Consider the following 11,638-nt stretch of genomic DNA (forward strand, 5'->3'; position numbering starts at 1 on the left):
GGCGCAGACCGGGACACGAGCGGGCGCGGACCACGAGGTCCGCGCCCGCTCCTTTGTTCACGCGGCGGTCCCTCCGTCGTCACGCCGCTGGACCCGAGGCGCATACCGCGGTGTCGTATCGTGATCCGGTGACCAGCTCGACAAGCCTCTCCCCTGTCGCGGAGGCGATCCGCGCGCGTCGTGCCACGGGTAGCCGTTCCGACGGTCACCGCTTGGCGCTGGTGGTGGAGGGCGGCGGCAGTCGGGGCGTGTACTCCAGCGGCATGGTGTCCGCGCTGGATGAGCTCGGACTCGCCGGGGTGTTCGACGCCGTGTACGGCACGTCGGCGGGCGCGATCAACGGCGCCTGGCTGCTGAGCGGGCGCGCGATCCCCGGTATGCGCTCGTGGACCGATCCGGTGATCATGCGCCGCGCCATCGACCCGGCCCGGCTGCTGCGCGGGCGTCCGGCCTTCGATCTGCGGTATCTCGTGCATCAGGTGTACGACGGCGTCGAACCGATGGACTTCGAGGCCATCCTGGCCAACTCGACGACGTTCCATCCGATCGCCACCGACATCCGCACCGGGCAGGCGGTGGATCTGCAGCCGCACATCACCGACAAGCGGACACTGATGCGGGCGTTGCGCGCGTCGGCGGGCCTGCCCCTGCTGGCCGGGCCGCCGGTCGCTCTCGGCGGCTCCGCCTTCTTCGACGGCGGTCTTTCCGAGACGGTGCCGATCCGCACCGCCGTCCGAGCCGGCGCCACCCTCGCCCTGGTACTGCGCACCCGGCGCGTGGACGAGAAGCGCCCGCCCGCCTCGCGTCTGCACCAGATCGTCGGCGGCGGTTACCTGCGCGCCGTGGCCCCGGGCGCGTACCGAGCCTGGCTCGAGCGCCCCGGTCAGCAGGACATCGAGGACCGGGCGCTGGCCGAACTCGGTGATTCGGTGCTGCAAATCCACCCTCCGGCCGGCTCTCCCGACATCGATAGCGCCGCCCGCGACACCACGCTGCTGGCCGAAGGGCTTCGCATCGGCCGCCAAGCGGTCCTCAGCGCGCTCTCCGCCGTCCTCCCGGCCGCCTGATCGCCCGCTCCGCCGTAGCCCAGCCGCCTGAGCGCGCTTGGGCCCCATCCAGAGCGGGCATGCGAGGAACGCGCGGGCCGGAAGGCGGGGCGAGGACCATGACTGCCGAGGTGGACACCGCGCTCATCCGCGCCTCAACTCCGCCCGCCCACGACAGCGAGATATTCGAGCCGAGCGCTGACGCTTCGGCATCGGCATGACACCGCTGTCCGAAGATGTTCAGCCGAGGGCGACTCGGACGCCGTTGGACAGGACGAAGTCGTGAAGTTCCAGGTGGTCGGGAGTGACCGTGGGCGGGAGGTCGAAGACGAGTTGGGTGGTGGCGGACTGCCCGGGGCGCAGCTCGAAGGAGTAGCCGAGGCGCTGCTGGGTGTTCTGCCACATGGTGGCGGTGGCGTTGTGGTCGAACGGAGTGTCCTGTGTGTCCAGCAGGCGCTGGCCCAGCGGCAGGAACCACTTCGACTCGTCGGAGATGTTGCGCACGGTCAGCGTGACGATGAGGAACGAACCGGCGGCCGTCTGCAATCCGACGCGGGAAACGCCCGCGTCGACCTTCGTCACGACGAATTCGAATTTGCCGTCCCGCACGGGAGTGCCCACCGGCGCGACGGCGGCCGGATCGGTCATCGGCGGTCCTGGCTCCTCCACCGCCACCGCGGCGGGCGGCAGCGTCGGCGCGGGCGTGCCGGAGTCGCCTGCTCTGGTTCCGGCCGCGATCAACGCGACGCAACCGGCCGCGAACGCGAACGGCGCGAGGAACACCACCACCAGCGCACCGATCAGCTTCGACAACAGGCTCCGCCGACGTCGCCGGACCGGGGCGCCCGGCCGCCGCTGAGCAACCCCGCGCCGACCCGGACGCGGGACCGAGGGAAAGACCTTGCGCGCCTGTGCCCGGTACGGCGGAGCGACCGGGCCTGGCTTCGGGGACAGCACACGCGCCTGCAACGCGAGCAATCTGTCCTGCCAACCCGGCTGTCCGCCGCCAACGGCATAGGGTGCGTTGGGATACCGGCGCGCTGAAGCTGGCTGTCTCGCAGCGGGATGACCAGGGACAACCTGCGGATGCGCATATCCACGCACCGGCGGACCAGGGGGCGTAACAGCCTGTCCCGTGGCGGGATTCGGCCCGGGCCAGTCGAGCCTGGTCGCCACGAGCGTCGGCGTCGGACCTGGCTGCGGGAGAACTTTTGTCGGGGTGGGTGCGCGCCGCGGCACCGCGGCCTGCGGTTCCGAAAGCCCATCTCGTCCGCCGGATTCAACGGGCGAATGTGGCGAAAATTCTTCTCGCACAGGCGGGTAGCCGCCGACTCCGGCACCGGATGAGGGGGGCGGCACGGTTCGCGCGTCGGAAACACCGATCGCCGCGCGCGCAGCTGCGGCGAATTCTCCTGCGGTGGCGTATCTTTCGTCCGGCTCCTTGGCCAGTCCCCGAGCGATGACGGCATCGAGGGCGGCGGGGACACCCGCGCACACCGAACCGGCTCGCGGGGGTGTCGCCATCAGATGCGCGTGCATCTGCTGTGCGGGATCGGTGTCACCGTAGGGGCGGGAGCCGGTGAGGCACTCGTAGAGCACACAAGCCAGCGAGTAGACGTCCGCGCGCCCGTCCACCTTCCCGGTGAACCGCTCCGGCGCCATGTACGCCAGGGTGCCGATCGCCATGCCCGTCGTGGTCACGGCCGTCTGACCGAGGCCGTGGGCGATACCGAAGTCGATCAGGTAGGTGAAGCCGCTGGGGTGGACGATGATGTTCGACGGTTTGACGTCGCGATGCACCAGCCTGAGCCGGTGCGCCACATCGAGCGCCGCGGCGACGTGACCGATGACGCCGACCGCGACGGCCGGTGACAGCGGCCCCTCCGCGAGCAGCTTGCCCGCCAGATCGGCGCCCTCCACGAACTGCATGTCGATATACAGGCGGCCGTCGATCTCGCCGAACCGGTGGATTCGAGGTACGTGCGGATCGCGCAGGCGCGCCACCGCTTCGGCTTCACGCTCGAATCGCTTGCGATATCCCGCCGCGGCCGCGAGTTCGGCGGGCAAGAGTTTCAACGCCACCCGGCGCGCGGCCACCAAGTCGTAGGCCAGCCACACCTGCCCCATACCGCCCTTGCCGAGTAATCGCTCCAGGCGGTAATTCCCGAATCGCACCTCCCCCATCGCGAACCTCCAGTCACCGTTGACATCTGGCCGACCCGGCCGCTGCACGGCGCGGACAACGGAAATCGGCAGGTCACCGCACGAATGCCGAAGAAGTGGCCTTCTTCGGAGCGTAACCCCGCCCCGCACCGCACACCACTGTGTGCTCGATGACAGTCCGCTTACTTGCCGGGTTTGGGCTTGTCCTTGCCGTGTCCCTGGTTCGCATGGCCCGGCTTGCCCCGGTCGGGCTTGGCGCCCGCATCCGGCAGGCCGGAGCCGTTCGACTCGTCGGCGTCGCGCACGGCGACACCGTCGGACGCGGGGAAAACCGGAAGCCAACTCGGGCGGCCCGCCGACGACGCAGCGCAGGTGAGCACGAGGCCGTCGACAGTGACACTGTGCACGTCGATCGCCGGGTCGCACGGCTGACCCGCGCCGGGCAGGACGACGATCGGCGCGGAGATCGGCGTCGGCGCGGCCGTGGCGTGCGACGGCGGAGCCGCCGACGTCGCGTGTTCCTGCTTGGGAGCCGGCAGCGGCGTGGTGACCGGTCCCGCGTCGGCCGTATCCGGCCGTCCGATCCATAGCGCCCCGGCGACCGCCGCGACGAGCGCCCCGAACGACACCAGCGCCAGACGCGGCCCGAGGGGCGTGCGCGTCACGGGCGAGACACCGGTCCCGGCCGCCGCCCGCGGCGGTGGTGGTATCAGGACCGTCGGCACCGCGGAGGCCAGCTCGACCGTGGTGGCATCGCGGCCGGTCAGCGCTACGTGCGCCGCCGACGCCAGTTCCCCCGCGGTGGACCAGCGCAGGTCCGGGTCCTTCGCCATTCCGCGTGCGATCACCCCGTCGAGCGCGGGCGGGATCGCCGGATCGAGCGCCGAGGCCGACGGCGGCGTGTCGAAGAGGTGGGCGCGCAGCAGACGTGGTGGCTCGCCGTCGTCGAACGGCCTGCGCCCGGTCAGGCATTCGAACAGCACGCATGCCAGCGAATACTGGTCCGAACGCGGGCCCGCCGCCCCGTCGAACCGCTCCGGCGCCATGTAGGCCAGCGTGCCGACCACATTGCCGGTGGCGGTGATCGCGGGCTGGTCGCTGCGGTGCGCGGTGCCGAAGTCGATCAGGTAGACCGTGCCGCCGGGGGTCACCATGATGTTGGACGGCTTCACGTCGCGGTGTACCAGGCCGGCGCGGTGCGCGAAGTCGAGCGCGGTGGCCGTCTGCGCAACGATATCGAGCGCGCGCTCGGGGTCGAGCCGCCCCGACCTCCGCAGCAGCGCGGCCACGTCGGAGCCCTCGATGAACTCCATGTCGATGTACAGGCGGCCGTCGAGCTCGCCGAACGAATGGATCGGCACCAGGTGCGGCCCCCGCACCTGGGTGGCGAGCCTGGCCTCCCTGGTGAACCGTTGCCGGAATTTCGGGTCCGCCGCATACGCGGTGGTCAGCAGCTTCAACGCGACCGCACGGTCGGTGGTGGTGTCGTGCGCGAGCCATACCTCGCCGGTGCCGCCGCTGCCCAGCAACCGATCGAGACGGTAGTGGCCGAACCACAGCTCGCCCATATCGATAGAACCTCCCGCTAGCCTCTTCGTCATGATCGAGCTACCCGAAATCCGCATCGGTATCGCGAAACGCGCAAATGCGACGACGCGGTCATCCGATCATGTCCCAGCGAGGCCGGTCGGCGTCGCGGAATTCGGCGGAGCGCTCGCGGGTATCCCGCGCGGCCGGCGCGGCGGAACGACCGAACGCTGATGGAACCGATCGAGATCAACGCGGGCGCCTGGTATCTGCGCGCCCTGCGCGCCGACGACCGCATCGACGACCGCCCCGCCCTCGCCGCGGGCGGCATCACGGAACCGGATTACGTGGATCGGCGCAGTGCGGGCTGGGCGGAGGAAACGCACTTCTCCTGGGCGGTCTGCGAACCGACCACGGCCGAACTGGTCGCCGAGATCGGGGTGACGCCCCAGGGCGACGGCACCGCGACGGTGAGCGGATGGGCGCGTTCCGGCTACGCGGCCGCCTTGGACGCCGGGCTGAGTTCCGTGCACCGCTTCGTCGAAGGCGGTCTCGGGCTGCGTCCGGTCACGCCCTGACCGTTCCGCCACCCCGCCACGACTTCGGCGGAACCGGCCGGGTCAGCGCATGACGCCGGTGTGCCCCGTGCAGTAGCGGCCCGGCTGCGGCCAGATGGTGAGCCCGTGCGGCCCTTTGCCAACCGGGATGCGCGCCAGGAGTTCCCAGTTGACGATGTCGATCGCGTACACCTCGTCGTGCTGGCGGCCCGACGCCCAGAAGACGCGACCGTCCGCGGAGATGTTGCCCATGTCCGGACTGCCGCCTCCGGGCACGAACCACTTGCGCACCAGCCCGTTCGCCGCGAAATCCCACACCGAGACGCTGCCTTCGTGCCGGTTGGTGATGAGCATCCGCGCGGAATCGCGGGTGACATAGAGGCCGTGGGCCCCCTTGCCCGTCGGCACGAAGCCGGTCGTCTCGAACGTGTGCGCGTCGAACAGGTAGACGCCGTCGGCGGTCATGTCGGCGACGAAGAAGGTGTGCCCGTCCGGGGACAGCTTCACGTCCTGCGGCATGCCCGAGCGACCGCCGGGCAGGTCGACCAGCTTGACGACCTTGCGCTCGGCCACGTCGAAAACCAGCATCCGCCCGGCGAATTCGCACGAGGCCAGGGCGAACCGGCCGTCGGCGGTGAAGTCCATGTGATCGACTCCTGGGCAGTCGGGCACCGCCATGGCGTGCCTCTTCTGCCAGGTCCGCGGATCGTAGAAATCCAGCGACTTGTCCGCCTCCGCGACGACGAGGGCGTACCGGCCGTCCGGCGTGTAGTACATGTTGTAGGGATCGCGCACGGGGAAGGGTGCGCCCGGTTTGCCCGTGCTCGGGTCGATCGGCAACAGGCTGCCCCCGCCGATCGGCAGATCGTTGGTGACGTAGAGCGTCTGCAGATCGTAGGACGGCACAACGTGCTGCGGTTCCGAGCCGCCCGCAGGGAAGGTGTCGATCACCCGGAAGCTCTCCGGATCGATTACCGAGACCGTGTTCGACCGGCTGTTGGGCACGTAGACGAGCGGGCGATGGCCCGCCACGGCCGGGCTGAGTTCCCGGTCGGCCACGTACACGTCGGTCGGTGAGAGCGGCGGCGGCATCCCCGGCAGCACATCGGTCATGTGGGGCGGAAGCGCGGCCGTGGTGGGGGCCGCCGCGGCGGCCGGAGTCGCCACGACGGTCGGGGCGGCCCGGCTCCGCTCGGTGCCCGCGGTGCCCGCGTCGCCGGCCGCGCAGCCGGCCTGCGCCGACAACAGCACAGCGGCGACGACGAGGTAGGGCACGCAGCATCGGTACATCCGCTGTCGTTTCACGCGCCGCACCTTGCCGGAGCGTGGTGAAGACGAGATGGCATGGATGCGAAGCCTAGGAGCCCAACCCGGGATTCCGGCGCACCCGCGCCGGAGTGCGCCGGAATGCCGGGATCATCCCGTCGGGCGTAGTTCCAGGCTGGTCAGGACCTTGTCCAGCGCGTCGACGGCCTCGTCCAGCTCGGCGCCGGTGACCGTCAGCGGAGGACGGAACCGGATGCCCCGCTCGCCGGTGCCGAGGATCAGCACGTGTTCGCGCTCGCGCAGCGCGGTGAGCACCTCGTCGCGCAACCGTGGCGACGACAGGGTGATCGCGCACATCAGGCCGCGCCCGCGCGGCTCGCCGACATCGGCGTGCCGGGCGGCCAGGTCGCCCAGCCGTTCGAGCAGGTGCGCCCCCAGCGGCCGGGACCGCTCGATCAGCGCGTCCTGTTCGAGCACCTCGAGGGTGCGCCTGCTGCGCACCATGTCGGCCAGGTTGCCGCCCCAGGTGGAATTGAGCCGGGAGCTGACCGCGAACACGTTGTCGGGCACCTCGTCCACGCGGCCGCCCGCCATCACGCCGCACACCTGGGTCCGCTTGCCGAACGCGACGACGTCCGGCGCCAAGCCCAGTTGCTGGTAGGCCCAGGCGGTTCCGGTCATGCCGACGCCGGTCTGCACCTCGTCCAGCACGAACAGCGCGTCGTTCTCGTGACACAGCCGTTGCACGGCTTGCAGGAACCGCGGACGCAGATGCCGGTCGCCGCCCTCGCCCTGGATCGGCTCGGCGATGAAACACGCTATGTCGTGCGGGTTTTCCTCGAAAGCCCGCCGTATCCCGGCGAGCGAGCGCGCCTCTGCCTCTTCGACGTCGAACTCGTCGGTGACGTAGGGCGACTCCACCCGCGGCCAGTCGAACTTCGGGAAGCGCGCGGTCTTCACCGGATCGGTGTTGGTGAGCGACATGGTGTAACCGGTTCGGCCGTGGAACGCGCCGGTCAGATGCAGCACTTTGGCGCCGAGTTCCGGTGAGCGGCCGTGTGCTTCGTTGTGCCTGCTCTTCCAGTCGAACGCGATCTTGAGGGCGTTTTCCACCGCGAGGCCGCCGCCATCGATGAAGAACAGGTGGGGTAGGCGCGGGTCGCCGAGCACACGCACGAACGTCTCGACGAAGCGGGCCATCTCGACGGTGTACACGTCGGAGTTGCTCGGTTTGTTCACCGCCGCGGCGAGCAGCTCGGCCCGGAACTGCGCGTCCTCGGCGAGGGCGGGATGGTTCATGCCCAGCGCGTTGGAGGCGAAGAACCCGAACATGTCCAGGTAGGTGCTGCCGTCGCGTTCGTCGACGAGGCGGCAGCCGCGGGAACGGTTGAGGTCGAGTACCAAGTCGAAGCCGTCGGCCAGGATGCTCGCCGACAAGATCTCGTGAACCCGGGCGGCGGGGGTGACCGCCGGGCGGGTGCGTTCCAGTTCGATGGTCACGCCCTGAGGGTACGTAAAAATTTACGGAACCTCTACAACAAAGCGTATTAATTACACGGAATCGTCACCTGTCATAGAATGTCTGCAAGATGATGGTGCTCCGGGTACGAACGTTGGCGGTGGCTCTGATCTCCTGGAGCAACTGCTCGAGGTGCCGCGGGGACGCTACGCGCACCAGCAGGATGTAGCTCTCCTCACCGGCCACCGAGTGGCAGGCCTCGATGCCGGGGATGTGCTGCAGCACCGCGGGTGCGTCATCGGGTTGCGACGGGTCGAGAGGAGTGATCGCGACGAATGCCGACAGCAGCTGGCCGAGCGCTTCGGGATCGACGTGCGCGGTGTACCCGCGGATCACCCCGCGCGCTTCCAATCGGCGGACCCGTGACTGCACCGCGGACACCGACAGACTCGCCTTCTCGGCCAGGTTCGACAAAGTGGCCCGTCCATCGGCCATCAGTTCACGAATCAGCAGGCGATCGATGTCATCGAGTACGGGTCTTGCCGGTGTATCCGCCATCAGCGAAGGCTAACTCAGGCAGCCCGCCTCGTGTCCGGAACCTCACCTCCATCCTCCCGCTATGTGGGACAGACACGCCGCGACGCGGCCGAAAGGTACGGCGGAACAACACATGACCGAGGTACTCGACCACCAGGCCACCCAGCGTCTCGCCGCCCGCGCCGAGGCCGTGCTGCGCCAATTGGGCGCGCCGTCACCGGAACCCGGCGATCTGCTCGCCCGCACTCCGATCACCGGAGGGCAGCTGACCACCCTGCGATCCAGCTCGCTCGACGAGGTCGACGCCGCGATCGGCCGCGCCGCTACCGCCTTCCGGACCTGGCGCGCGGTGCCTGCGCCGGTCCGGGCCGGGGTCGTGCGCGGCCTCGGCAGGCTGCTCACCGCGCACAAGAGCGACCTGGCCGAACTCGTCACGCTCGAAGCGGGCAAGATCCCCGCCGAGGCCGAGGGCGAGGTGCAGGAGATGATCGACATCTGCGAATTCGCCGTCGGTCTGTCCAGGCAGCTCTACGGCCACACCATGCCTTCGGAACGTCCCGGCCACCGGCTGATGGAGACCTGGCATCCGCTCGGCGTGGTCGGGGTGATCTCGGCGTTCAACTTCCCGGTCGCGGTCTGGGCATGGAATACGGCGATCGCGCTGGTCTGCGGCGACACCGTGGTGTGGAAGCCGTCGGAGACGACGCCGCTGACGGCGCTGGCCTGTCACGCGCTGCTGCGGCGCGCGGCCGGCGAGGTGGACGCCGATCCGGAGATCCACCAATTGATCCAGGGCGCGAGCGCCGTCGGCTCCCGCCTCGTCGAGGACGAACGGGTGGCGCTGGTGAGCGCGACCGGCTCGGTGCGGATGGGCCGGCTGGTGGCGCCGCGGGTGGCCGAGCGGCTCGGGCGCTGCCTGCTGGAACTGGGCGGCAACAACGGCGCGATCGTCACCGCGTCCGCCGACCTCGACCTCGCCGCGCGGGCCATCGTGTTCGCCGCGGCGGGTACGGCCGGACAGCGGTGCACCACGCTGCGGCGGCTGATCGTGCACCGCAGCGTGGCGGGCCCGCTGCTGGAGCGGCTGGAACGGGCGTACCGGCAACTGCCGGTGGGCGATCCGTTCGACGACGGGGTGCTGGTCGGGCCGCTGATCGACGGCAAGGCGTACACCGGGATGCGCGCGGCTCTGGACAAGGCCGTGACCGACGGCGGCGAACTGGTCTGCGGCGGCGAGCGAGTCGAGGGTTTCGGCGGCGACGCCTACTACGTGCGGCCCGCCATCGTGCGTATGCCCGCCCAGACCGCGGTGGTGCGGGAGGAGACCTTCGCGCCGATCCTCTACGTGCTCACCTACGACGACTTCGATCGCGCGATCGCCCTGCACAACGAAGTGCCGCAGGGGTTGTCCTCGGCCGTCTTCACCACCGACCAGCGCGAGGCCGAACGCTTCCTCGCCGCCGACGGATCCGACTGCGGCATCGCCAATGTCAACATCGGCACCTCCGGCGCCGAGATCGGTGGCGCCTTCGGCGGCGAGAAGCAGACCGGCGGCGGCCGCGAATCCGGCTCGGACTCATGGAAGGCGTACATGCGCCGAGCCACCAACACCGTCAACTACTCCACCGAACTCCCCCTCGCCCAAGGCATCGAATTCGGCTGATCCGAGGCGGTAAAAATGCCGTCCTACCAGCACGATTGGGTTGTTCGCTCCCCCGTTGTGTAGTGTTGTCCATACCGACGCGGGGTGGAGCAGCTCGGTAGCTCGCTGGGCTCATAACCCAGAGGTCGCAGGTTCAAATCCTGTCCCCGCTACTACGAAACGGCTCGGAGCAGATCGCTCCGGGCCGTTTCTCTTGCGCCGGGCCGGTCGAGTGCCGCGGCCGCGATCCGAGCCGCCAAGAGCGCTCGCCTCCGAATCGAGCCGCCGCCCGAAATGTCCAGATACGTCGCCAATAGCGACATGTGGGCGTTTATATCGGCGGCGTCCACCTGTCCCGTAGGTCACAGGGGAATATTTCGTGGAATAACTCGCCGCGCACTCTTGGCACCGGCCTTTGCAAAGCACTGGTTAAAACATGGTTACGGCGCTTCCTTGGATTGGTGACGCCCGAGTTGTCGTGTCACGATTCTTTCCGGTCACCCGGACAATTCATCCCGAAGTGTTTTCCCGCAAGCAACCCCCGGTTCCCGTCACCGCACCGGCTTGTCTCCTTCGGCGTGTTCGTAATGATTCGATCGCCGATATCGGCCATCTCTGCGTGCAACGACGACAATCTGTGAGGGAAGTTCCGCGTGAGTGATTTCTGGAATGCGAGCTCGTCTTTGGCGTGTCTCGGCGTCGGTATCTCATTGTTCGGCGTCGTCGCCTACCTGGCGGGGATAGTGGAAGGGAACACCAGGCCGCGCATCGCGTCGTGGGCGGCATGGTGCACCGCGAACACCGTGTTCGCGGTGGTGGCGTACCTCGACGGCGGCTATCTCGCCGCGGGCATCAACGCCGCGGCGGCGGCCATGAACGCGGCGGTGGTCGCCGTCGGCCTCGCTCGCGGGTCCGGCCTGCGACCGGAAGACACCATCGATTGGGCCTGCCTGGTTGCCTCGATCGCATGCGTGCTGGTGACGATCGGTGTATCGGAAAAGGCGTTCGGCGCGCTGTTCGCGATATGCGCGAATCTCATCGCCACCATTCCCACGCTCCGGCATGTGTGGTCGGAACCGCGTGAGGAAACCTGGCAGACGTTCGCCGCGAACGCACTCGCCAACGGCCTCGGCCTGCTCGGCGTGCTGATGGTGAGCGGCTTCGAATTCGCCGCCATCGCGGGGCCGATGATTTCCACGGCGGGTAATGCCGGCTTGGTCGCCCTTACGGTCGGTCGTGCGCGAACGGCCGATACGGCGGTGGTCCCGGTGAAAGTCGGCTGATCATTTCCCACGCTGCCTCGTGCTGTGGCGAGCCGATGGCCGAGCGGCCGCGAGACGGTCCTCGTCCGGCAGGTTGCGCCCGACGCCCGTCTTCCGACGCGCGTCGGGCGCAGCCGCGCACGTCCGTGAGCGCGACGTCCCCTACCGCTATCCTTCGA

At 69.2% G+C, this 11,638-nt stretch carries 9 protein-coding genes and 1 tRNA gene; 5 read left to right on the forward strand and 5 right to left on the reverse strand.

The window, feature by feature from the left end:
- Positions 1 to 128 precede the first annotated feature (128 nt).
- Positions 129 to 1,067 carry a patatin-like phospholipase family protein gene (locus NB3_RS16120; RefSeq protein WP_067803643.1) on the forward strand — a complete coding sequence of 313 codons (939 nt, stop codon included), beginning with the start codon at positions 129 to 131 and terminating at the stop codon, positions 1,065 to 1,067.
- A 219-nt stretch (positions 1,068 to 1,286) separates the two neighbouring features.
- On the opposite strand, the gene NB3_RS16125 is transcribed toward NB3_RS16120, so the two are convergent.
- Positions 1,287 to 3,230, reverse strand: a complete 1,944-nt coding sequence (locus NB3_RS16125) for a serine/threonine-protein kinase (protein ID WP_067803369.1) — start codon at positions 3,228 to 3,230, stop codon at positions 1,287 to 1,289.
- 161 nt (positions 3,231 to 3,391) lie between these two features.
- Entirely contained in the window at positions 3,392 to 4,777 is a 1,386-nt protein-coding gene (locus tag NB3_RS16130) for a serine/threonine-protein kinase (protein ID WP_067803372.1), read from the reverse strand.
- A 192-nt stretch (positions 4,778 to 4,969) separates the two neighbouring features.
- On the opposite strand from NB3_RS16130, the gene NB3_RS16135 reads away from it, so the two are divergent.
- On the forward strand, positions 4,970 to 5,314 hold the full coding sequence (locus NB3_RS16135) for a hypothetical protein (protein ID WP_067803377.1): 345 nt from the start codon (positions 4,970 to 4,972) through the stop codon (positions 5,312 to 5,314).
- 42 nt (positions 5,315 to 5,356) lie between these two features.
- On the opposite strand, the gene NB3_RS16140 is transcribed toward NB3_RS16135, so the two are convergent.
- From NB3_RS16140 to NB3_RS16150, 3 genes are all read right to left on the reverse strand, one after another.
- Positions 5,357 to 6,598, reverse strand: a complete 1,242-nt coding sequence (locus tag NB3_RS16140) for a YncE family protein (RefSeq protein WP_244891928.1) — start codon at positions 6,596 to 6,598, stop codon at positions 5,357 to 5,359.
- Between the two features lie 111 nt (positions 6,599 to 6,709).
- Positions 6,710 to 8,059: an L-lysine 6-transaminase gene (lat, locus tag NB3_RS16145; protein ID WP_067803385.1), complete on the reverse strand. Its 1,350-nt coding sequence runs from the start codon at positions 8,057 to 8,059 to the stop codon at positions 6,710 to 6,712.
- Between the two features lie 64 nt (positions 8,060 to 8,123).
- A complete protein-coding gene (locus NB3_RS16150; protein ID WP_039796222.1) occupies positions 8,124 to 8,576 on the reverse strand; it encodes an Lrp/AsnC family transcriptional regulator in 453 nt (150 codons plus the stop codon).
- Positions 8,577 to 8,688: 112 nt separating this feature from the next.
- On the opposite strand from NB3_RS16150, the gene amaB reads away from it, so the two are divergent.
- The 3 genes from amaB to NB3_RS16165 all read left to right on the forward strand — a co-directional run bounded on the left by amaB (position 8,689) and on the right by NB3_RS16165 (position 11,480).
- Entirely contained in the window at positions 8,689 to 10,218 is a 1,530-nt protein-coding gene (gene amaB, locus NB3_RS16155; protein ID WP_067803388.1) for an L-piperidine-6-carboxylate dehydrogenase, read from the forward strand.
- 78 nt (positions 10,219 to 10,296) lie between these two features.
- Positions 10,297 to 10,370 (forward strand) — tRNA-Met (locus NB3_RS16160).
- A 480-nt stretch (positions 10,371 to 10,850) separates the two neighbouring features.
- Positions 10,851 to 11,480: a hypothetical protein gene (locus NB3_RS16165; RefSeq protein ID WP_157111819.1), complete on the forward strand. Its 630-nt coding sequence runs from the start codon at positions 10,851 to 10,853 to the stop codon at positions 11,478 to 11,480.
- The last annotated feature ends 158 nt before the right edge of the window (positions 11,481 to 11,638 follow it).

Source organism: Nocardia beijingensis NBRC 16342 (assembly GCF_001612785.1).
GTDB classification, from domain to species: Bacteria; Actinomycetota; Actinomycetes; order Mycobacteriales; family Mycobacteriaceae; genus Nocardia; species Nocardia beijingensis.